The sequence below is a fragment of the uncultured Pseudosulfitobacter sp. genome, assembly GCF_963976325.1.
GTDB lineage: Bacteria > Pseudomonadota > Alphaproteobacteria > Rhodobacterales > Rhodobacteraceae > Pseudosulfitobacter.
The window spans coordinates 222,715-245,034 of sequence record NZ_CAXBJW010000001.1 but is presented as its reverse complement, the minus strand read 5'-3'; the positions used below and the strand labels follow the sequence as shown (position 1 = coordinate 245,034).

Sequence of the window (22,320 nt, the reverse complement as noted above, 5' to 3'; positions counted from 1 at the left end):
CTTTTTCATACCCCCTTGTTCATCTTGCCAGATAAACGCCGGGGGAGGCGCAAAGCGCCGGGGGCAGCGCCCCCGAAACCCGGTCTCAGTCTTGCAAACACGCGGCCAATGATGTCGCCAAACCGCGCAACACCTCGTCGTACAGCGCAGGTCCGGGCGTTAGCGATGCGCCCAATGGATCGGCCACGCCGGTCTTTGCAGCGCCCACCGCGGTGACCAGACCTGCGTTGAACTGCGGCTCGGACATGACACAATTCACGCCCGCATCAGCGACCATGTCGCGAATCTCGGCCACCCGGGCGGCGCCGGCGGGCTGTGCGTCGCCACCACTCAGCGATCCGGTTGCGGGCATGTCAAAGCTGCGCTCGAAATACTGGTAGGCATCGTGATAGACCACAAAGGGCCGCCCGCGCACAGGGTCGAGGATCGCATTGATGTCCGCGGTCAGCCCCGCAAGGGCCGCAGCCCCGTCGCGGGCGTTGGCCTCGTAGGTGACCGCGTTGTCGGGGTCGAGCGCGCCCAGAACAACGGATATTTCCAGCATCCAAAGTGCTGCGTTTTCGGGTGCCAGCCACGCGTGCGGGTCCAGCGTGTGATCCACGTGATCTGCGTGTGCTTCCTCGGCATGATCGTGGCCCTCGTGATCATGCTCGTCGTGATCGTGACCCTCGTGATCATGATCGTCGTGCCCGTGGTCTTCATGCCCGTGATCTTCATGGTCGTGGTCTTCGTGGTCGTGGTCTTCGTGGTCATGCCCCGCATGATCCGCCGCGTCGCCTTCATCGCCATGATGGTGTCCTTGGAACCCGCCACCTTCGCGCACTTTCAGCTTCAGCACCTGCGGCACGTCCATCAGCACCAGCTGCGACGCATCACCCGCCAGCGCATCCAGCGGCCCCTCAAGCCACGGGGTCAGACCGGGACCGACCCACACCACCGCATCCGCCTGCGACAGGCTGCGCGCCTGGGACGGGCGCAGGGCGTAGCCGTGAGGCGACGCGCCGGGCGGGACGATCAGTTCGGGCGTGCCCACGCCCTTCATGACCTGCGCCACAAGCGCGTGCACGGGGGCGATGTCCACCGCCACGCGCGGCGCTTCGGCCATTGCTGCGGTCGCACTGAACACAAGGGCCAGTCCTACTTTATTGATCATCACAGTCTCTCCGGTATGCATTTCGGGGCCTTGCTATTTGTTATGCTATAACATATCAACCCACAAAACGACGGAGATTTCCATCATGCCCGCCATCGGCTTTCACCGCCACGATCACGCCGCCTGCATCGACACGTCCATCGCAGCCGCAGAACGCCATTGCGCCACGCACAAGCTGAAACTGACGCCGGTGCGCCGCCGTGCGCTGGAAATCTTGCTGCGCGAACACCGCGCATTGGGGGCCTATGACCTGCTGGCGCATCTGTCAGAAGACGGGCTCGGCTCGCAACCCCCTGTCGCCTACCGGGCGCTGGATTTTCTGACATCGGCGGGCTTTGCTCACAAGATCGAACGCCTGAACGCCTATATCGCCTGCGCGCATCTGGGATCGGACCATGCGCCCGCTTTCCTGATCTGCCGGTCCTGCAAATCCGTGGCCGAAGCCGAAACCGAAATGGCCCGAGGCCGTCTGGGCGACGCCGCCCGCGACACGGGGTTCAAAATCGAGCGCACCGTGATCGAGGCCGAAGGCCTGTGCCCCGACTGTCAGGACGCCGCCGCGTGACCGCGCTGATCGAAACGCACGGCATGACGCTGGCCCAGGGCGGCACCCCCGTGCTGCGCCACGTCGATTTCTCCATAAACGCGGGCGAGATTGTGACCATCGTCGGACCGAACGGGTCGGGAAAGTCCACGCTGCTCAAAGGGTTGATAGGCGCGCTGACGCCGGTGTCGGGCACCATCACCCGCGCGCCGGACCTGTCCATCGGCTATGTCCCGCAAAGCCTGCACATTGATCCGACGCTGCCGCTGACCGTGCAGCGGTTCATGAACCTGCCCCGCCGCAGCAAGCCGCAGGCGGTGGCCGATGCGCTGCGCCACGCGGGCCTGCCCGATCTGGGCCGCGCGCAGATGTCGGAATTGTCGGGCGGCCAGTTCCAGCGCGTGCTGCTGGCGCGTGCGCTGCTGATGCGGCCCAATCTTCTGATCCTCGATGAAGCGACCCAGGGACTTGATCAGCCCGGCTCTGCCGCCTTTTATCGGCAGATTGAAGAGGTCCGCGCCGATCTGGGCTGTGCGGTGCTGATGGTCAGCCACGATTTGCACGTGGTCATGGCCGCATCCGATCGGGTGCTGTGCGTCAACGGCCACATCTGCTGCGAAGGGACCCCCGACGTGGTGCGCGATGCGCCGGAATACCGCGCGCTGTTTGGCACCGGCACCCAAGGCGCACTGGCGCTGTATCGCCACGAGCACAATCACGATCACGGGCATGGACACGATCACAACCACGATCACGGGCATGATCACGACCACACGCACGGTCACGACGCAAAGCACAAAGGCCACACCCATGCTGGATGATTTCGCCCTGCGCGCCGCCCTTGCCGGCATCGGCGTCGCCCTTGCCGCCGCCCCCTTGGGCTGTTTCGTGGTCTGGCGGCGCATGGCCTATTTCGGCGACGCCACATCGCACGCGGCCCTGTTGGGCGTGGCGCTGGCGCTGACCTTTCAGGGGCCTGTGCTGCTGGGCGTTCTGGTGGTGGCACTGCTGATGGCACTGGCGGTCAGCACCCTGTCGGGGCGCGGGCTGGCCGAGGATACGCTGCTGGGCGTGATGGCCCATGCAGCCCTTGCGCTGGGGCTGGTCGCGGTGTCGCTGCTGCACGGGGTGCGGGTGGATTTGATGGCCTATCTGTTCGGCGACATCCTGGCCGTCACCAAAAGCGATCTGGCGCTGATCTGGGGCGGTGCCGCGCTGGTCATCGCCATGCTGGTCTGGCGCTGGACGGCGCTGCTGTCGGCCACGCTTAATCCTGATCTGGCACAGGCCAGCGGCATCAACCCACGCCGCGAGCAACTGGTGCTGACGCTGACGCTGGCCATTACCGTGGCTTGCGCAATCAAAGTGGTGGGTGCGCTGTTGATTGCCGCCCTGCTGATCATTCCCGCCGCTGCGGCACGGCCCTTGGCCCGCACGCCCGAGGCAATGGCTGCCATCGCCGCCGGCATCGGAGCATTGGCAGCATTGGGCGGATTGGGCGCATCCTTTCAATGGGATACGCCCACTGGCCCCAGCATTGTCAGCGTCGCGGCCGGAGCCTTTGTGCTGACCTCGGTGCTGCGCAGTGTTACCCGATCTCGGCGGTAGCTTCGATTTCCAGCAACGCTTCGTCCTCGACCAGCGCGTCGATCACCACCATGGTCATGGCAGGGAAATTCCGGCCCAGCACGTCGCGGTACGCCGCCCCAACCTCGGACTGATGCGCCAGGTAATCGGCCTTGTCCGTGACGTACCACGTCAGCCGCACGATGTCGGCACATGTGCCCCCTGCCGCCTCGACCACGGTGCGGATGTTGGACAGCGCCTGACGCATCTGGCCGATGAAATCATGCGCTTCGAACACCTGATCGACGGTCCAGCCGATTTGCCCGCCCACATAGAGCGTGCCGGATTTGGTCAGAACGCCGTTGGCGTAACCCTTGGCGGGTTTCCAACCGTCGGGTTGAATGATGCGATTGGCCATTGGCCACCTCCTATATACACGGACGTCAGACGCCCAAAAATTTATCCGCAATATCGCGGTCCAAAGCCGCCATATCGCCGCGCCACACCGAAATGCCGCGTTCCAGAATTACAGCGCGATCTGCGACCTGACGCAGTTCGGCCAGCGATTTGTCGACCACCAACAGGCCAAGGCCCGTCTCGGATTTCAACGTGCGCACGGCGGCCCATATCTCTTGCCGCACCACGGGCGCCAGCCCCTCGGTGGCCTCGTCCAGCATCAAAAGGCGCGGGTTGGTCATCAGCGCGCGCCCGATGGCCAGCATTTGCTGCTCGCCGCCCGACAGCGAAGCCGAAAGCTGGTCCTGACGCTCTTCCAGCCGCGGAAACAGCGCCGTCACCCGCGCCATGTCCCAATGCCCAGGCCGCGCCGCCGCGATCAGGTTTTCGCGCACCGTCAGGTTGGCAAAACAGCGTCGCCCCTCGGGGACCAGCCCCAGACCAGCCTGCGCGGCCTTGTGTGGCGGCAGGTTGCCAATGTCGCGCCCGTCCAGCCTGACTGTGCCGGATGTGTGTTTCAGCAGGCGGCTGATCACCTTGATGGTCGATGACTTGCCCATGCCGTTGCGCCCCATCAGGGCGACAACCTGGCCTTCGGCCACGTCCAGATCGACGCTGAACAGCGCCTGCGACTGCCCGTAGAACGCCTGGATCTGCTCAAGCTCCAACAAAAGGCTCATGCCGCGTCCTCCTCGCCCAGATAGGCGGTGCGCACCAACGGGTCGGCGCGGATCTCGTCCGCCGTACCGGTGGCGATGATCTTGCCATAAACCAGCACGCTGATCCGGTCGGCCAGCGCAAACACCGCGTCCATGTCATGTTCGACCAGCAGGATCGGCGCCTCGCGGCGCAGACCGTCCAGAAAAGTGGTCATACGTTTCGAGCCCGACGCGCCAAGGCCCGCCATCGGTTCATCCATCACGAAGGCATGGGGTTTCAGCGTCAGCGCCACCGCAACCTCAAGCAATCGCCGCTGGCCATGGCTCAGCTCGGCCGTACGGGTGGCAGCGTGATCGGCCAGCCCGACGCGGTCCAGCGCCGCCTGTGCCTGTGCGACCAGTTCGGCATCGCGCATCACCGGACGCAGGAACCGCCAGACCGATCCGGCCCGCCCCAGCGCACCCAGCACCGCGTTTTGCAGCACTGTCGCCTCCATCGCCAGCGACGAAATCTGGAACGTGCGCCCCAGCCCCGCTTGCGCCCGCGCCTGCGTGCTTAGCGCCGTTACATCGCGCCCTTTGAACCAGACACGCCCCGCATCGGGCATCAGCCCGCCCGCGATCTGTTTGATCAGCGTCGATTTACCGGCCCCGTTCGGCCCGATCAACGCGTGAATTTCACCAGGCATCAGCGTCAGCGTCACCCCGTCCGTGGCCTGCAACGCGCCAAAGGCCCGGTACAGCCCGTCCACATGCAACAGCGGTTCAGTCATGGGCCACCTCCCGTCCTGCCAGCGACCCGATCAGCCCGCCGCGTGCGAACAACACCACCAGCAGCAGGATCGCACCCACGTAGATCAGCCAGAACTCGGACAGTGGCGACAGCAGGTATTCCAGCAAGACAAACACCATCGCTCCCGCGACTGGCCCGAACAAACGCCCTACACCGCCCAGCACGATAAACACGATAAACTCACCCGACATCTGCCAGCTGAACATCGTTGGGCTGACAAAGCGGTTCAGGTCGGCAAAGAGTGCCCCAGCCAGCCCCGTCACAGCGCCCGAAATCACGAATGCCACCAGCCGCAACCGGTAGGGTCCCAGACCCACGGTCTCGACCCGCTCGGCGTTTTGCCGCGCCGCACTTAGCGCCAGACCAAAGGGCGCGCGCGCCAGTCGGCCCATCCACCACAGGACCACCGACAGGATCACAAAGACCAGTAGGAAAAACTGCATCGGGTCCAACGTGTTCAGCCCCGGAAAACCATTGCGCACATAGATGCTTAGACCGTCCTCGCCACCATAGGCAGGCCAGGAAATCGCGAAGTAATACAGCATTTGTCCGAAGGCGAGCGTGATCATGATAAAGTAAACACCCGAGGTGCGCAGCGACAACGCCCCGATGGCCAGTGCGGCCAGCGCGCTGGTGACAATCGCCACCAGCCAGATCACCGGCATCGACTTGGTCCCCTCGATCACGATCCAGCCGTCGATCATCGGGCTATAGGTCTGGGCGTGATGCGCCAGAATGCCCATGGCATAGCCGCCAATCCCGAAAAATGCCGCATGGCCCAGACTGACCAGCCCGCCCAGCCCAAGCGCCAGGTTCAACCCCACAGCCGCCAGTGCAAAGATCGCGGCGCGGGTGATCAGCGTGATCAAAAACGGCTCGTCCAGCGCAAAGGCCAGTCCAGCGGCCACAGGCATCGCCAGATACAGCAGTGTGTTCAATAGTGTCTCGCGCCGCATCTTATGCCCCTCCGTACAGGCCGGTGGGCCGGAACAGCAGAACCAGCGCCATCAGGATATAGATCGACATCGACGCCAGCGCCGAGCCGATGGTTGTCGCACTGGACGGGTCCATGAACAGACCAAACAACAGCGGCAACAGCACACCACCCAGCGTGTCGGTCAGCCCCACCAACAACGCGCCGACCAGCGCGCCCTTGATCGACCCGATGCCGCCGATCACGATCACCACAAAGGCCAGGATCAGCACAGGCTCGCCCATGCCCACCTGCACCGACTGAATAGCGCCCACCAGCGCTCCGGCCAGACCGGCCAGTGCGGCACCAAGGGCAAAAACGATGGTGTAAAGACGGCTGATGTCGACACCCAAGGCACCGATCATCTCGCGGTCGCTTTCGCCTGCGCGGATCTGGATGCCGATGCGCGTGCGGGCGATCAACTGGAACAGGCCAAAGGCGATCAGCAGCCCGATCACGATGATCAGCAAACGATAGGACGGGTACAGTATACCACCGGGCAATGTCACCGGACCGGACAATGCCGCGGGCACATCCAAGTAAAGCGGGAACGATCCGAACAGCCACCGCGTGCCTTCGGAAAAGATCAGGATCAACGCAAAGGTCGCCAGCACCTGATCCAGATGGTCGCGGTCATACAACCTGCGGATCACCACCATTTCAATGATGCACCCGGCCAGGGCCGCAGCCGCCAGCGCTGCCGCCATGGCCAGCACAAACGATCCGGTCCATCCCGCCACCGCCGCCGCTGCAAAAGCGCCGACCATATACAGCGATCCATGGGCCAGATTGATCAACCCCATGACCCCGAAAATCAGCGTCAGACCGGCGGCCATCAGGAACAACATGATCCCCGATTGCAGCCCGTTCAAGACCTGTTCTATCAACAACATTGGTGTCATTTGCCAACCCTGCCCCGCGCCACGCACCAGCAAGCCTTTGAAAATTATTGTGTTTCAGGAATTTGGCTCTGGCAGAAAACCTGCCAGAGCCAAGGGTCTTACATCTTGCAGTCTGCGCCGTAGACGTCCGACTGATCGGTCGATGCCACGCCGATCATGCGGTTGGTGACCACGTCACCTTCCTTGACGACTTCGCGCATATAGATGTCCTGAACAGGGTGATGGTTGGGCGCGAACGAAAACTTGCCACGCACCGACTGGAAATCAGCCTCTTCCAGTGCAGCCTGAAACGCGGCCGCGTCTTTCACATCTGCCTTGCCCATGGCCGAGATCAGCAACAACGCGGTGTCATATCCTTGGGCCGCGTAAAGCGAAGGAAGACGACCGTATTCATCCTGAAACGCCTTTACGAAATCAGCGTTGCCGGGAACGTCCAGATCCTTGGACCAATGCGCCGTGTTCTTGACGCCCAAGGCAGCATCGCCGATCGCGCCCAGGATACCTTGGTCAAAGCTGAACGCAGGGCCCATCACGTTTTTGTCGACGCCCGAGCCGGCCCATTGTTTCATGAACGAAATGCCCATGCCGCCCGGCAGGAAGAAATAGACAGTATCCGCATCCGAGGCACGGATTTGCGCGATCTCGGCGGCATAATCGGTCTGGCCCAGCTTGGTGTAAACCTCGTTCACGACCTCGCCCTTGAAGGTGCGTTTAAAGCCAGTCATGCCGTCGATGCCCGCCGGATAGTTGGGCGCCATCAGGAACACTTTCCCGATCCCGTTGTCATTGGCCCACAGCCCACCTGCCTCGTAAAAGGCGTCGTTCTGCCATGCGACGTTGAAATACATCGGGCTGCACCCCTTGCCCGCCAATGCAGACGGACCGGCGTTGGGCGACAGGTAGAATTTGCCCTGGGCTGTCACGCTGGGCACCACGGCCATGGCCAGGTTGGACCATATGATACCGGTCATGACATCGACCTTCTCGGACTGGATCATCTTGTCGGCCAGTTGCACTGCGATGTCGGGCTTTTGCTGGTCGTCTTCGATAACGATATCCAGCATGTCGTTGCCCTTGGCCGCCAGCATAAAGCCGTCGCGCACATCAATGCCCAAGCCCGCACCGCCGCCTGAAAGCGTGGTGATCATGCCGACCTTGACCTTGCCGCCATGCCCTTCGGCCAGCGCCGCCGTGCCTGCCAGTGCCATACAGGCGGCTGTTACCAGTGATTTAAGTGTCATTTCGTCGTCTCCCGTGTTGATGGGGTCATTGCGCCCCTCTTTTCGTTTCTTTGGATGCTGTCGTCAGGTCACCCTGCTACGTTTGCGATATTGCGGATCATCCCACAGTTTGTCACGCATCACGGTCTCAATATGTGCGACAGCAGCCATCACGTCCGCCTCGTCGAGGTAAAGCGGCGTAAAACCAAATCGCATGGTGTCGGGCGCACGAAAATCCCCGATCACACCGCGCGCGATCAATGCCTGCATCGCGGCATAACCTTCGTCGAAACGGAACGAGACCTGGCTGCCCCGCTGTCCCGCATCGCGCGGACTGGAAAGCGTCAATTCGGGCACGCGGGCCTCGACCTCGCGGATGAACACCTCTTGCAGCGCGATGGATGCGGCGCGCACATCGGCCATATCGACGCCTTCCCAAACCTCCATCGCGGCCTCAAGGGCCGCAAGCTGGATGATCGGCGGCGTGCCAACGCGCATCCGTTCGATTCCGCCTGCGGGGCGGTAATCCCGATCGAAATCAAACGGCGCATCATGCCCCATCCAGCCGGCCAGCGCCGGCTGCACCTCTGCCGCCAGATCGGGGCGCACATAGATGAACGCAGGCGCGCCGGGACCGCCGTTGAGGTATTTATATGTACAACCCACCGCCATCTCGCAATTGCTGGCGGCCAGGTCGACCGGCACGGCACCGGCGGAATGCGCCAGATCCCAGATCATCACGGCACCGTTGGCATGGGCAATCTCGGTGATTGCCTTCATGTCATGCTTGCGGCCCGTGCGATAATCCACCTCGGTCAGCATCACCGCCGCCACAGTATCGTCGATGGCGTCGGCTGCATCTTCGGGTGCGACAGTTTTCAGCTCATAACCCTGATCCAGCGTGTTGATCAGCCCCTGAACCATATACAAATCGGTGGGAAAATTGCCGGTGTCGCTGAGGATCACCTTGCGACCGGGCCGCAGTTTTAATGCCGCCGCGACAGCCTGATAGACCTTGATCGACAGCGTGTCGCCCATCACCACCGACCCTCCGGGCGCGCCGATCAGACGGGCAATCTTGTCCCCGAGACGTGCAGGCTGCGCCATCCATCCCGCATCGTTCCAGCCGCGGATCAGCATCTGCCCCCATTCGTCGGCAATCATGCCAGACACCCGTGCCCGCGCCGCCTTAGGCAATGGTCCCAACGAGTTGCCGTCCAGATACAGCACACCCTCGGGCAGATCGAACATCTCTTTACGCAAAACCATCACAACTCTCCTCTGACGTGCCAAAGTTCCGGGAACAGTTCGACCTCAAGCATCTTGCGCAAATAGGCCACACCGGATGTTCCGCCCGTGCCGCGTTTGAACCCGATGATGCGTTCCACAGTGGTCACATGGTTGAACCGCCACCGGCGAAAGTAGTCCTCAAGATCCACCAGCTTTTCCGCCAGTTCGTACAGCTCCCAATGGGTTGCTGGATCTTGGTAAACCGTTTTCCACATATCCTGAACCGCGGGATTTGCCGACCAGGCGGTCTGCGACGGCGTCGCATCCGGTGCGTCCAAACCCAGTTTTTCCGACACAACGGCCAATGCCACCTGATACAGACTGGGCTGCGCCAGTTCTGCCTCAAGTGCTGCGTGCGCTTCGGAGCGGTGTTCATGCACCTTCTTCAACGCCACCTGCCGGTTGCCCAACAGGTATTCCACCATCCGGTATTGATGCGACTGAAACCCGGACGAATTGCCCAAGGACGGGCGAAACGCCGTGTATTCGCTGGGCGTCATGGTGCGCAGAACATCCCATGCCCCGTTCAACTGCTCGAATATCCGCGCCACACGGGTCAACATCTTGAACGCAGGCTGCAATTCCCCGGCGGTTATACGCGCCCGCGCCGTCTGCAACTCGTGAATCGCCAGCCGCATCCACAATTCGGATGTCTGGTGCTGTACGATAAACAGCATCTCGTCATGGGCATCCGAGCGCGGGTGTTGCGCCGTCAGGATCGCATCCAGTCCCAGATAGTCGCCATAGGACATATCCTTGCTGAAATCGAGCTTTGCGCCGTGGTGGTCTGTCATTCGGTGCCTCTCAAAGCAAAACGTTGGATTTTCCCGGTGGCCGTCTTGGGCAGCGCATCAGTGAACTGGATGTCACGGGGGTACTTATAGGGGGCAATGGTCGCTTTAACATGGTCCTGCAACGACTTGATAAGGTTTGCATCCTTCGCAACACCTTCAGCGACAACCACATGCGCCTGAACGATCTGGCCACGTGCCTCGTCCGGCTTGGCCACAACAGCGCATTCCACCACATCAGGGTGCGACAGCAAGGCCGCCTCGACCTCGGGTCCGGCGATGTTATAGCCCGCGCTGACAATCATGTCGTCATTGCGCGCCGCGAAATGCAGATAGCCGTCTTCGTCCATCGTGAAGCTGTCGCCGGTGATGTTCCAGCCGCCCTGCACGTAGTCCGCCTGCCGCGCATCTGCCAGATAACGGCAGCCGGTTGGCCCCTGCACGGCCAGCCTGCCCACCGTGCCGCGCGGCACTTCCGCGCCATCGGCGTCCACCACTCTGGCGCGGTAGCCCGACACCGGCTTGCCCGTGCACGCCGGGCGGTGATCGTCAAAACGGTTCGAGATAAAGATATGCAGCATTTCGGTGGCACCGATCCCGTCCAGCATCGGCTTGCCGGTCTTGGTCATCCACTCTTCATAGACCGGTGCGGGCAAGGTTTCGCCCGCCGACACGGCGGCGCGCAGGCTGCTCAGGTCGGCCCCTTCGTCCATCGCACGCAACATGGCGCGGTAAGCTGTGGGGGCAGTAAAGCACACGGTTGCATGGTATTTCTCGATAATCTCGATCATATTCGGCGGCGATGCGTTTTCCAGCAAGGTCGCCGCGGCCCCGAACCGCAACGGAAAAATCGCCAGCCCGCCAAGGCCGAAGGTGAATGCCAGGGGCGGCGAGCCGACAAAGACATCCTCGGGCACAACGCCCAGAACCTCGCGCGCATAACCGTCTGCGATCATCAGCAGATCACGGTGAAAATGCATCGTCGCCTTGGGGCTGCCGGTGGTGCCGCTGGTGAACCCCAACAGCGCCACATCGTCCCGACCGGTTTGCACCGCGTCGAATTTCACTGGCTTTTCCAGTGCCAGCCGGTCCAGCTCGGCGTCGTGGTTCGATGTCCCGTCAAAGCCGGTCACACTGGTCAGGAAGGCCGAACTTTCGGCGCAGGTCATCAATTCGTCCAGCAGGCGCGTGTCGCACAGCGCGTGGCTGATCTGGGCCTTGTCCACAATCGCGCGCAATTCGCCCGCACGCAGCATTGGCATGGTGTTCACCACAACCGCACCCACCTTGGTCGCGGCAAGCCAGCAGGCCACCATCGCAGGATTGTTGGCTGACCGGATAAGCACGCGATTACCGGGCTTTACGCCAAGATCTTCAACCAATACATGCGCCAGCCGGTTGGTCCAGTCGGACATCTCTTTATAGGTCCGCCGCCGCCCGTTCCCGATCAACGCCGTGTGATCGCCAAAGCCTTTGGCCACCATCTCGTCGGTCAAAATAACGCCCACATTCAGAAGGTCAGGATAATCGAACCCACCCGTCGCAAACTCCGGCCACTGGTCCTGCGGCGGCAGGTTGTCACGTGAAAACGTATCTACATGTGCCGACGGTCCCAACATCACTTTTCTCCTGCAAAGTTCGCTAAAGTCTGCCGTGCAATCACGACCTTCTGCACATCCGACGCCCCTTCGTAGATGCGCAGGGCGCGGATCTCGCGGTACAGGCTTTCCACCATCTGACCGCTGCGCACACCGTCTCCGCCGTGCAACTGCACCGCCGCATCAATCACCTTTTGCGCCTGATCCGTTGCAAACAGCTTGGCCATCGCCGCCTCGCGCGTCACGCGCGAAGCGCCTGAATCCTTGGTCCACGCGGCGCGGTAAATCAATAAGGCCGAAGCATCCACATCCAGCGCCATCTCGGCGATATGCCCCTGAACCAACTGCAATTCCGCCAGCGCCGCCCCCTGCACCTGTCGGGACGTGACACGGGCCAACGCCTCGTCCAGCGCGCGACGGGCAAAGCCCAACGCCGCCGCCGCAACGGTCGACCGGAACACATCCAGAACCGACATCGCAATGCCAAACCCCTTGCCCCGTTCGCCCAGCAACGCCGACGCAGGCACGCGGCAATCGGTGAATGTCAGCGTTGCCAACGGGTGCGGCGCGATCACTTGCAACCGCTCGGTGATCTCCAGTCCGGGCGTGTCGGCAGGCACGACAAAGGCGGACAAGCCCCGCGCTCCGGGCACGTCTTCGGACCGTGCAAAGACGCAATACACATCTGCAATCCCGCCGTTGCTGATCCAGGTCTTTTGTCCATTCAGAACAAATTCATTGCCATCCAGCACCGCAGACATGGTTGAACTTGCCACATCCGAACCAGATTGCGGTTCTGTCAGCGCAAAGGCCGAAATCGCCTGCCCCGTTCGCGTCAGCGGCAGCCACGCCTGTTTCTGCGCCTCGGTCCCGAACAGCGAAATCGCCCCCGTGCCCAGCCCCTGCATTGCAAAGGCAAAGTCGGCCAACCCGTCATGCCGCGCCAATGTCTCGCGGATCAGGCACAGCGTGCGCACATCCAGATCACCACCCGAGTGCTGCAACCAACCTGCATCGCCCAGCGCCGCCACCAAACCGCGACAAGCCCCGTCCACGTCGGAATGATCCACTGGCAGGTTGGCCGCGCACCAGGCATCAAGGTCGTCTGCCAACGCCTTGTGGCGCGGCTCGAAAAACGGCCAGTTCAGAAACGATCGGTCAGACATGGCTTGGCGCCCTTCTTCTCTGGTTCAAAAAAATCCCCGCCGGAGGCTCCCACCCTCAGTCTCCCTCGAAGACGGGGCGGTCCTTGGCGACAAAGGCGCGGTAAGCGCGTTCAAAATCCGCGGTCTGCATGCAAATCGCCTGTGCCTGCGCTTCGGCCTCGATCGCCTGGTCCAGCGACATCGACCATTCCTGCGCCAGCATGGTTTTGGTCATCATATGGGCAAAATTCGGGCCCGCCGCGATCTGCACCGCCAACGCGCGGGCCTCTGCCTCCAGCGCATCAGCATCGACGAGGCGGTTGAAAAATCCCCATTTTTCACCCTCGGCCGCGCTCATCGACCGGCCGGTGTACAGCAGCTCCGCCGCACGCCCCTGACCGATGATACGGGGCAGCATCGCACAGGCCCCCATGTCGCATCCGGCCAGACCGACACGGGTGAACAGGAATGCCGTCTTGGCCTCGGGCGTGCCGATCCGCAGGTCCGACGCCATCGCGATGATCGCACCGGCGCCCACACATATGCCGTCGATGGCCGCGATCACCGGCTTGCCGCAGCCCAGGATCGCCTTGACCAGATCGCCGGTCATGCGCGTGAACCGCAGCAGTTCCTTCATGTTCATATTGGTCAAAGGGCCAATAATATCATGCACATCCCCGCCAGAGCTAAAGTTGCCGCCGTTCGATGCAAACACCACCGCGTGTACGTCGTCTGCATAGTGCAGATCACGAAACCAGTCGCGCAGCTCGGCGTAGCTGTCAAAGGTCAGCGGGTTCTTGCGGTCCGGGCGGCTCAGCCGGACGGTGGCGATGCCGTCGGCGATCTCGCATTCGAAATGGGTTACGTCAGAGCGCATTGGTCATCTCCTTTTTGTCTTGTTTTTCGGCCAGTTGCATCAACCGTGTGGCCAATGTGCGGGCCTCGTCTGCGGTGAAATCACCCAGCAATTCGTCGACCCATCCCTCGTGGGCTTCGGCCTGACGCGCGAACTCGGCCTGACCGTCTGTGGTCAGCCGGACCATCATCGCGCGGCGGTCCCCCGGAACCGGCATCCGTTCGGTCAGACCTTCGGCCGACAATCGGTCCACGATCCCGGTCACGTTGCCGTTTGAGACACGCAACACGCCGGACAGCGCGCTCATCTTCAACCCCTCGGGGTGGCGCGACAGGGCCGCCATCATGTCAAAGCGGGGCAGCGTGGTGTCAAACTCGCGGCGCAACGCGTCGCGCAGGCGGGATTCGATACCGCGTGTGATCTTCAACAAGCGCAACCATAGGCGCAGGCGGTCTTTTGAATTGGTCATATCTCGCCGCCCGAGACGGACAGGGTGTGCCCGTTGACCATCGACGCCCCGTCCGAGGCAAGGAAAGTAACCGCCGCCACAACTTCATCCACCGTGATCATCCGGCGCATGGGGTTCCCCGAGGTGATGCGCGCCGTGGCTTCCTCGTCGCTGATCTTGAACCGCGCGGCGACGCCTTCGACGGCGGCCTGGCCCATCGGCGTATCGACAAAACCGGGACATACCGCGTTGCAGGTGATGCCGTCGCGCGCAACCTCGGTCGCCAGCGCACGCACCAGCCCGATCACCCCGTGTTTCGCCGCGACATAGGCCGAAATATTCGGCCCGCCCTGCAATCCGGCGGTCGAGGCGATGGCAATCAGCCGCCCGCCGCGTGTCATCGTTTGCAAGGCTGCGCGGAAGGTCAGAAACGTGCCGGTCAGGTTCACGTCAACCGTGCCCTTGAACACATCCAGCGGCATGTCGCGCAGTTTCATCGACTTGCCCGCGCCTGCGTTGGCGATCACCACATCATAGGGTTTGGAAAACAGGGCCTCTACCGATGCTTCGTCTGTCACATCGCAGGTCAGGCAGGTCATGCCCCGTCCGCCATCAGTCTCTTGCAGCGCATCCATCCGGCGCCCCGCGATGGTCACCGCATCGCCCGCGTCGGCCATGGCCTGTGCAATTCCGCGCCCGATGCCCGAGCCGCCGCCTGTGATCAATACCTGTCTCATACCCGTTCCTCTGTCTCTGCGGCACGATCCGCCAGCCGCCAAAGCTGATCGCGGCCCGGCCCGTAGGGCTTTGGCCAGATGGCCTGCCTGTCACCGATCCGCGCGCCTTCGCGCAGGGTCCAATAGGGATCGGCCAGATGCGGCCGCGCAAGGCAGACCAGATCGGCACGCCCTGCCATCAGGATCGAATTGACGTGATCGGCCTCGAAAATATTGCCCACGGCCATGGTTTTCACACCGGCATCGTTGCGAATGCGGTCCGACATCGGCGTCTGGAACATGCGGCCATAGACGGGGCGACCTTCGGTGCTGGTCTGACCTGCGCTGACGTCGATGATGTCGGCCCCGGCTTGGGTAAAGGCACGGGCGATGTCGACGGCCTGTTCAGGGGTCACGCCCATGTCGTGCCAGTCGGTCGACGAAATCCGCACGGCCATCGGTTTGCCGGTGGGCCAGACGGCGCGCATGGCAGTGAACACTTCCAACGGATAGCGCAGCCGGTTTTCCAGCGAACCGCCGTAGTCATCGTCGCGCTGGTTCGACAGCGGCGAGATGAAGGATGAGATCAGATAGCCGTGCGCCGCGTGCAGTTCGATCATGTCAAAGCCCGCGCGTTCGGCCATTTCCGTGGCCCTGACGAATTCTGCCGTCACGGTATCCATATCCTCGCGGGTCATGGCACGGGGCGTGTCATTGCCATCGGACCACGGCACAGCGCTGGCCGAGATCAGCGGCCAATTGCCCGAAGGCAGCGGCGCGTCCATCGTCTCCCAGCCCACTTGCGTCGACCCTTTGCGGCCCGCGTGGCCGATCTGGCAACAGATGGCGGCGTCGGTCTCGGTGTGGACGAAATCCACCAGCCGCTTCCATGCGGCCTCGTGTTCGGGCGCGTACAGACCCGGACAGCCCGGCGTGATCCGCCCATCTGCCGACACGCACGTCATCTCGGTATAAACCAGCCCCGCACCGCCCTTGGCCCGTTCGCCGTAATGGATCAGGTGCCAGTCGGTCGGGCAACCGTTCACCGCCTTGTACTGCGCCATGGGCGACACCACGATACGATTGTTCAACGTCAGATCACGCAGTTTCAGCGGCGCGAACATCGGCGCACGGGGCGCGTCGTTTGCGCCTGCGCCTGCTTGCGCCATGAACCAGTTTTCAGCATCGGCCAGCCATTTCGGATCGCGTTCGCGCAGGTTTTCGTGGCTGATCCGCTGCGACCGCGTCAGCATCGAATAGTTGAACTGCACCGGGTCCATGTCCAGATAACGTTCGACATCCTCGAACCATTCCAGCGAGTTGCGCGCCGCCGATTGCAGACGCAACACCTCCAGACGGCGGGCGGCTTCGTAGTCGACAAAGGCCTTGCCCAGGTCAGGCTCGTTCACCACCGCCTCGGCCAGCTTGGCCGCTGATTCCAGCGCCAGCTTGGTCCCCGACCCGATCGAGAAATGCGCGGTAGCCGACGCATCGCCCAGCAGCACGACATTCTTGTGGTGCCATGTTTCGCACAGCACACGCGGGAATTTGATCCATGCCGATCCACGCACGTGGTTGGCATTCGACATCAGCGCGTGGCCCCCCAGATGCGCCGCAAAGATGCGCTCGCAGGTGGCGATGCTGTCTTCCTTGCTCATCGTTTCAAAGCCAAAGGCGTCATAGGTCGCCTGCGAACATTCCACGATAAAGGTCGCCGTGTCCGCGTCGAACTGATAGGCGTGCGCCCAGATCCAACCGTGTTCTGTCTGCTCGAAGATAAAGGTGAAAGCGTCGTCAAATTTCTGATGCGTTCCCAGCCAGACAAAAGGACAGCGGCGCACGTCGATGTCGGGCTTGAACGTGTCCTGAAATTCAAGCCGCGTCTTGGAATTCAGCCCGTCACAGGCGACAACCAGATCGTAGTCGTCCATATACGCGCTGGCACTGCCGACCTCGGTTTCGAATTGCAGATCGACACCCAGCTCGCGGGCACGTGCTTGCAGCAGGCTGAGCAGCGCCCTACGCCCGATCCCACAGAACCCGTGACCGGTGCTGACGACCCGCTGCCCCTTGTGGAGCAGCGCAATGTCGTCCCAATAGGCGAAATGCTGGCGAATGGTTTCGGCGCTGACAGGATCGTTTGCCGCCAGATTGCCCAGTGTTTCGTCGGACAACACCACGCCCCAGCCAAAGGTGTCATCAGGTTTGTTCCGCTCGATTACGGTGACCTGTGCCGACGGATCGCGCAACTTTAGCGAGATCGCGAAATAGAGGCCCGCAGGCCCGCCGCCCAAACATACAGCACGCATCATCGTCTCCCTCATCCAAGCAAGACCGAAGCTAGGAGTGATTCCTTTTTATTTCAAGATAAAATATTTTATGCATAAACTATCAGATCGGAATGAGTCGAAACGTGCCTCACTTCTGCGCACCTCCCTGACTTTGCCGCATTCGAAAAACCTTGCCGATCTACGGTGGGCAGCCTATCAATCCGAAACGCTCATGGAGAGGGTATGACCTGTTAAAGTGGGGAGGCAACGCGCCCTCCCGATGCAGAACCGGACGACACACCAGCCCGACCACAGCGTCGTCGGGCGCTGTCTTTCTGCACTCTCGTCACACGACATTTTATCAGTGCGGGCCACGCCCCACCCCTGAACATGAGAGTTCATTTCGATGACACGAGACTATTCCAAATTCCTGCTTTCCGCAGGTGCGTCCCCCCTGCCCAAGCGCACCCCGACCCCGCTTGAGTTGCTGGGCTGGAAGCCGTTCTTCAGCCAGCAGACCGACATCGACACCCTTGCCACCACCCCGCCCGTGCGCGTGACCGAAGTGCACCGGTCGGGCCTGCGGGTGCTGGGCGACGGCATCGACACCACCATCCCGCCGGGGCCCGAGGCGACGGTGGGTGACTGGTTCCTGCTGGACCAGATCAACCCCGCCAACAGCATCCTGCTGGACCGCATCAGCCTGTTCGAGCGCCGCGCGGCGGGGCATGACCGCAAACGCCAGATGATCGCGGCCAATGTCGACACGGTGTTTATCGTCACTTCGTGCAACCGCGATTTCAACGTGGCGCGGCTGGAACGGTTCGTGGCGCTGGCCTTCGAGGCACAGGTGACTCCGGTGATCCTGCTGACCAAGGCCGATCTGTGCGACGACACCGCCCCCTATCTGGACGACGCACGCGCGATTTCCAACCGCGTGGTGGTCGAGGCGCTGAATGCCAAAAGCGCCGAACCTGCGGCCAAGCTGTCAGGCTGGTGCACCCCGGGGCAGACGGTGGCCTTTCTGGGATCTTCGGGCGTCGGCAAATCCACGTTGGTCAACGCGCTGTTTGCCAGCACTGTGGCCGACACCGGGGCTGTGCGCGAAGACGACAATCGCGGACGCCACACCACCACGCACCGCCAGTTGCACTTTACCGCAGATGGCTGCGCGGTGCTGGACACACCGGGCATGCGCGAGCTGCAACTGACCGATGTCGAGGACGGCATTGCCGAGGTTTTTGACGATCTGGTGACGCTGGCAGGCCAGTGCCGGTTCAACGATTGTGCGCACGAGACAGAACCGGGCTGTGCCGTGCGTCAGGCGCTGGAGGCAGGCGAGATCGACGCGGCCCGTCTGGCCCGTTGGCGCAAGCTGGCGGCCGAGGAACGGTTCAACACCTCGACGCTGGCCCAGCGCAAGGCGCATGAGAAGTCGTTTCACAAGAAGATCAAGACGGTGCAACAGAAGAAAAAACGCTGAAGGGGTGACATGAGATGTCTTTGGCTGGCGCTGTAGCAGGCAGTCAAAGGCAACCCTTTCGCAGCAAACCAACCTAAGGGCAGCGCCCGGCCGCGGGTGGGCATCGAAACGCTTGTGGATGCCAATTTATTTTGATCTTTGGCGTGGGGTGTCAGAGATGCAAAACAGCTAAGAAGCGCCCGCCCATCGGGCGGTCGGGCGCTGCCCGGAGGCACTGCGTGCCTTGTTCCGGGCTTTGGTAAGTTTGGAAACTGCTTGATGCTTTGTCTCTAAAGGTCTGGCTAAAACCCAATTGATCGATTCTCCGTTACCCATGAAAGTCCGCTATGACCGCATGCCCGATTATCGGCAGGTCTAACGCCAAGGAGAAAATGAGGGCTATGAAGACAGAGTATCTGATCATCCAGTATGGGAGTGACGGCAAAATTGTGAAGCAACTGCACGTTCCCAAAAGTGTCAATCTGCATCTGCTGCTAGAGAGGCTTGTCTGCCAGGACTTAGATGATAACGCTGTTGTAAATTCTTGCCTTCGATCAAACGCAAAGCATTACTATGACCCTATTCAGGTAATCGACATGCGCGAAGAGCATCGTAGGGAACAAGCTCGTGATGCGTTGAATGCTAATTCTGAAACCAGTGATCCAATAGGAATCTACAACCGCGCAAGGGCCGCGCAAATCCCACTAGGAAAGACACTGATGATTGCTGGGGAAAATCGTGACTATTTTGTTAAAGAAGTGAAAAAGAACGACTGATTGGTCCCCAGCCGCAAAATCCCCGGCCAGGCCAAGAAACCACCACAAACACTCACCCCGCCGTCATCAACGCCGCAAGCACCGCCCGCGCGCCATCCGCAATCGGCACCGGCCTGCGGGTCACACGGTCCACGTTCACATGCACAAACCGCCCTTCGGCGGCGGCGGTGTTGTCGTCGTTGCGGAACAGGCCAATCTCGTAGTGCACCGACGACCCGCCCAGCCGCGCGACGCGGATGCCTGCGTGGATCACGTCGGGAAACGCCAGCTCGCCGTGATAGACACAGCCCGTTTCGACCACCAGAAACACCGTTTCGCTGGTTTTCAGGTCCAGCACACCCTGTTCGATCAGGTGGCCGTTCACCGCCGTGTCGAACAACTGATAGTGCATCGCGTTGTTCATGTGGCCGTACATATCATTGTCCAGCCAGCGCGTGGTGATGACGGAAAACGCGGTATAATCGGCCCGCGTGCCGGGTTTCGGACGGCTCACCACGCGGCCTCGTAGATGGCTTGCGCGTCTGCCTCGTCCAGGGCGCGCGGGTTGTTGACCAGCAGGCGCGTCTGGTTCATCGCATCACGCGCCAGCATGGGCAGGTCGTCCTGCCCGATGCCGACCTCGCGCAGGCCCTTTTGCAGGCCGCAGCGGGTGGACAGGTCTTGCAACGCGTCGGCAAAGGCGGTCGCGGCCTCTTGCCCCTGCAACCCCGCCAGTTCGGGAAAGGCGATGCCTGCCAGTTCCGCGTAGGGTGTCGGAGCCGTCACCGCGTTGAATCGCAGCACATGGGGCAGCACCAGCGCGTTCGACAGCCCGTGCGGCACTTTGAAATGCCCGCCAATCGGATAGGCCAGCGCGTGCACCGCCGCCACCGGGCTGTTGGCAAAGGCTTGTCCCGCCAGAAGCGAGCCCAGCAGCATGTCGCCACGTGCGGCCATGTCGTGCGGCGCGTTCACCGCGCGTTCCAATGCACCGCCCATCAGGCGCAGCGCCTCGACCGCCAGCGCGCGGCTGACGGGATTGTTGTTGGCCGAAGCACTGGCATAGCTTTCGATGGCGTGCACCATCGCGTCGATGCCGGTGGCGGCGGTCACATGGGCGGGCAGATCGCGCGTCAGTTCGGGGTCCAGCAAGGCCACGTCGGGGATGATCAGCGGGCTGACGACGCCCATCTTTTCCGACGCTCCGGTGGTCACGATGCTGATGGGCGTCACCTCTGATCCGGTGCCGGATGTCGTCGGCACCGCAATCAGCGGCAGGCGCGGTCCCTTGGCCATGCCCACACCGTAGCAATCGGCCAATGTCTCGCCGGAACAGGCCAGAAGGGCCGCCAGCTTGGCCACGTCGATCGACGACCCGCCGCCCAGACCGATCACACCGTCCATCCCCTTGGCCGCCTCGACCGCTTGCAGGATCACCGCCTCGGGCGGGTCGGCTTTGACGTCCGAAAAAACCTCTACCGTGATGTCCGCCGCCTCAAGCGCCGCCAGCGCGCGGTCGACGATGCCCGTGGCCATCATGCCCGGATCGGTGACCAGCAGAACACTGTCGCCACAGGTCACGCGGGCCATATCGCCCAACTGGTCCAGCAGGCCATCGCCCATGCGGATGCTGGGTGTGGTGTTGAAGGTAAAAGGTGTCATTGGATTATCCTGCATCTGCCAGCAGGTCATCGAACAAGGCCTGCTGTTGTTTCATCTTGGCGCCCATGGCGCGGGTCAAATCATCGGGGCGCAACATGCCCGCGTTCCATGTGGCGATCTGGTCCAGCCCGTCAGCAACGGAATGGTCGCGCGTATAGGTCACCGCCTGTTTGATCCCTGCAATGGCCAGCGGCGAACGGGCGGCAATGGCCTGCGCCATCTGCAACGCGGCGGCGATCACCGCATCCCGGTCGGCGTGAATGGCATTGACGATGCCCCAACCCTTGGCCTCGTCTGCCGAAAACCGCCGGCCGGTGTAGGCCAGTTCGCGCACCACGCCGGGGGCCATCAGTTTGGGCATACGTTGCAACGTGCCCACGTCGGCGGCCATGCCGATGTTGATTTCTTCGATGCCGAACGCGGTGTCGGCGGTGCACAGGCGAATATCGCAAGCGGTGATCAGGTCAATGCCACCGCCCAGACAGGCCCCGTGGATCGCGGCAATCACCGGCACCCGCATCTCCTCCAGCGCGCTCAGCGACGCCTGCAACTTCAGCACCAGCTTGCGCATCGCATAGGCCGCGCGGCCCGGTTCCTGACCGGTCAGTTCCATGATGCCCTGAAAGGCGGCCAGATCCATGCCAGCAGTAAAATGCTTGCCCCGCCCCGAAATCACCACACAGCGCACGGCCGGATCAGCGTCCAACGCAGCCGCAATGCGCGGCAGGTCATCCCAGAACGCAGGCGTCATGCTGTTGGCCTTGGCGGCGTTGTCCATTTCGATATGGGCCACGCCATCGGCCACGGAAATGGCGAAAAAGGTCGATGTTATCGGATCGGTCATGCAAAGCTCCTCCTGCCAGCGGGGGCATGGTGCCTTGATCGTGGGGGCTAAGTCCAGACGGTCACGCACGCCGCACATCCCGTGACGCTGCGATACATGCGTCAGGGTCGTCAACGACAGACGACTTCGATCCTGACAGCCCCAACTCACCCGAAATGCGAAACCGGACCTGTCGCGCAGATCAGGGTGAAAGGAAGCGCCGCGCAAAGTATCGGAT

23 protein-coding genes are annotated in these 22,320 nt (G+C 62.1%); 5 read left to right on the top strand and 18 right to left on the bottom strand.

Annotation, left to right across the window (positions count from 1 at the left end; all coding sequences use genetic code 11):
• Positions 1-85: 85 nt before the first annotated feature.
• A complete protein-coding gene (locus AAC077_RS01215) occupies positions 86-1,153 on the bottom strand; it encodes a zinc ABC transporter substrate-binding protein (RefSeq protein WP_339766098.1) in 1,068 nt (355 codons plus the stop codon).
• Positions 1,154-1,238: 85 nt separating this feature from the next.
• Between AAC077_RS01215 and AAC077_RS01210 the strand changes: the two genes are divergently transcribed.
• The 3 genes from AAC077_RS01210 to AAC077_RS01200 are packed head-to-tail and all read left to right on the top strand — an operon-like array spanning position 1,239 to position 3,305.
• Entirely contained in the window at positions 1,239-1,718 is a 480-nt protein-coding gene (locus AAC077_RS01210; RefSeq protein ID WP_339766096.1) for a transcriptional repressor, read from the top strand.
• Between the two features lie 23 nt (positions 1,719-1,741).
• The gene (locus AAC077_RS01205; protein ID WP_339767913.1) at positions 1,742-2,518 is read left to right on the top strand and encodes a metal ABC transporter ATP-binding protein; all 777 of its coding nucleotides are present in this window, start codon (positions 1,742-1,744) and stop codon (positions 2,516-2,518) included.
• Positions 2,508-3,305, top strand: coding sequence for a metal ABC transporter permease (locus AAC077_RS01200; protein ID WP_339767912.1), 798 nt, complete (start codon positions 2,508-2,510; stop codon positions 3,303-3,305). The genes AAC077_RS01205 and AAC077_RS01200 overlap by 11 nt, the downstream gene beginning before the upstream one ends.
• On the opposite strand, the gene AAC077_RS01195 is transcribed toward AAC077_RS01200, so the two are convergent.
• The 14 genes from AAC077_RS01195 to AAC077_RS01130 all read right to left on the bottom strand — a co-directional run bounded on the left by AAC077_RS01195 (position 3,286) and on the right by AAC077_RS01130 (position 17,419).
• Entirely contained in the window at positions 3,286-3,681 is a 396-nt protein-coding gene (locus tag AAC077_RS01195; RefSeq protein ID WP_339766094.1) for a RidA family protein, read from the bottom strand. The two genes, AAC077_RS01200 and AAC077_RS01195, sit on opposite strands and share 20 nt — an antisense overlap.
• 25 nt (positions 3,682-3,706) lie before the next feature.
• Positions 3,707-4,399 carry an ABC transporter ATP-binding protein gene (locus AAC077_RS01190; protein ID WP_339766091.1) on the bottom strand — a complete coding sequence of 231 codons (693 nt, stop codon included), beginning with the start codon at positions 4,397-4,399 and terminating at the stop codon, positions 3,707-3,709.
• Complete coding sequence (locus tag AAC077_RS01185) at positions 4,396-5,151, bottom strand: ABC transporter ATP-binding protein (protein ID WP_339766089.1); 756 nt, start codon at positions 5,149-5,151, stop codon at positions 4,396-4,398. The genes AAC077_RS01190 and AAC077_RS01185 overlap by 4 nt, the downstream gene beginning before the upstream one ends.
• A complete protein-coding gene (locus tag AAC077_RS01180) occupies positions 5,144-6,127 on the bottom strand; it encodes a branched-chain amino acid ABC transporter permease (RefSeq protein WP_339766087.1) in 984 nt (327 codons plus the stop codon). Before AAC077_RS01180 ends, AAC077_RS01185 begins: the two co-directional genes overlap by 8 nt.
• A 1-nt stretch (position 6,128) precedes the next feature.
• Complete coding sequence (locus tag AAC077_RS01175; RefSeq protein ID WP_339766085.1) at positions 6,129-7,046, bottom strand: branched-chain amino acid ABC transporter permease; 918 nt, start codon at positions 7,044-7,046, stop codon at positions 6,129-6,131.
• Positions 7,047-7,144: 98 nt separating this feature from the next.
• On the bottom strand, positions 7,145-8,287 hold the full coding sequence (locus AAC077_RS01170; RefSeq protein WP_339766083.1) for an ABC transporter substrate-binding protein: 1,143 nt from the start codon (positions 8,285-8,287) through the stop codon (positions 7,145-7,147).
• Positions 8,288-8,350: 63 nt separating this feature from the next.
• A complete protein-coding gene (kynU, locus tag AAC077_RS01165) occupies positions 8,351-9,535 on the bottom strand; it encodes a kynureninase (RefSeq protein ID WP_339766081.1) in 1,185 nt (394 codons plus the stop codon).
• A complete protein-coding gene (kynA, locus tag AAC077_RS01160; protein ID WP_339766079.1) occupies positions 9,535-10,350 on the bottom strand; it encodes a tryptophan 2,3-dioxygenase in 816 nt (271 codons plus the stop codon). Before kynA ends, kynU begins: the two co-directional genes overlap by 1 nt.
• A complete protein-coding gene (locus AAC077_RS01155) occupies positions 10,347-11,966 on the bottom strand; it encodes an AMP-binding protein (RefSeq protein ID WP_339766077.1) in 1,620 nt (539 codons plus the stop codon). The genes kynA and AAC077_RS01155 overlap by 4 nt, the downstream gene beginning before the upstream one ends.
• Complete coding sequence (locus AAC077_RS01150) at positions 11,966-13,111, bottom strand: acyl-CoA dehydrogenase family protein (RefSeq protein ID WP_339766075.1); 1,146 nt, start codon at positions 13,109-13,111, stop codon at positions 11,966-11,968. Before AAC077_RS01150 ends, AAC077_RS01155 begins: the two co-directional genes overlap by 1 nt.
• A 55-nt stretch (positions 13,112-13,166) precedes the next feature.
• Positions 13,167-13,967, bottom strand: a complete 801-nt coding sequence (locus AAC077_RS01145) for an enoyl-CoA hydratase family protein (protein WP_339766073.1) — start codon at positions 13,965-13,967, stop codon at positions 13,167-13,169.
• Positions 13,957-14,415 carry a MarR family transcriptional regulator gene (locus AAC077_RS01140; RefSeq protein WP_339766071.1) on the bottom strand — a complete coding sequence of 153 codons (459 nt, stop codon included), beginning with the start codon at positions 14,413-14,415 and terminating at the stop codon, positions 13,957-13,959. The genes AAC077_RS01145 and AAC077_RS01140 overlap by 11 nt, the downstream gene beginning before the upstream one ends.
• On the bottom strand, positions 14,412-15,131 hold the full coding sequence (locus AAC077_RS01135) for an SDR family NAD(P)-dependent oxidoreductase (RefSeq protein ID WP_339766069.1): 720 nt from the start codon (positions 15,129-15,131) through the stop codon (positions 14,412-14,414). The genes AAC077_RS01140 and AAC077_RS01135 overlap by 4 nt, the downstream gene beginning before the upstream one ends.
• Positions 15,128-17,419 (bottom strand): bifunctional salicylyl-CoA 5-hydroxylase/oxidoreductase, encoded by a 2,292-nt coding sequence (locus AAC077_RS01130; RefSeq protein ID WP_339766067.1) that lies wholly within the window; start codon positions 17,417-17,419, stop codon positions 15,128-15,130. The genes AAC077_RS01135 and AAC077_RS01130 overlap by 4 nt, the downstream gene beginning before the upstream one ends.
• A gap of 367 nt (positions 17,420-17,786) precedes the next feature.
• Between AAC077_RS01130 and rsgA the strand changes: the two genes are divergently transcribed.
• Together rsgA and AAC077_RS01120 are read left to right on the top strand one after the other, a co-directional pair.
• Entirely contained in the window at positions 17,787-18,863 is a 1,077-nt protein-coding gene (gene rsgA / locus AAC077_RS01125; protein WP_339766065.1) for a ribosome small subunit-dependent GTPase A, read from the top strand.
• Positions 18,864-19,243: 380 nt separating this feature from the next.
• Positions 19,244-19,618: a hypothetical protein gene (locus tag AAC077_RS01120; RefSeq protein WP_339766063.1), complete on the top strand. Its 375-nt coding sequence runs from the start codon at positions 19,244-19,246 to the stop codon at positions 19,616-19,618.
• A 52-nt stretch (positions 19,619-19,670) separates the two neighbouring features.
• Here the strand turns inward: AAC077_RS01120 and AAC077_RS01115 are convergent, their stop codons facing one another.
• From AAC077_RS01115 to AAC077_RS01105, 3 genes are read right to left on the bottom strand one after another with little or no spacing between them, the layout of a single operon-like run.
• The gene (locus AAC077_RS01115) at positions 19,671-20,114 is read right to left on the bottom strand and encodes a thioesterase family protein (RefSeq protein ID WP_339766061.1); all 444 of its coding nucleotides are present in this window, start codon (positions 20,112-20,114) and stop codon (positions 19,671-19,673) included.
• Positions 20,108-21,259: an iron-containing alcohol dehydrogenase gene (locus AAC077_RS01110; RefSeq protein WP_339766059.1), complete on the bottom strand. Its 1,152-nt coding sequence runs from the start codon at positions 21,257-21,259 to the stop codon at positions 20,108-20,110. Before AAC077_RS01110 ends, AAC077_RS01115 begins: the two co-directional genes overlap by 7 nt.
• Positions 21,260-21,263: 4 nt before the next feature.
• Positions 21,264-22,103 carry a crotonase/enoyl-CoA hydratase family protein gene (locus AAC077_RS01105; protein WP_339766057.1) on the bottom strand — a complete coding sequence of 280 codons (840 nt, stop codon included), beginning with the start codon at positions 22,101-22,103 and terminating at the stop codon, positions 21,264-21,266.
• Between the last annotated feature and the right edge of the window lie 217 nt (positions 22,104-22,320).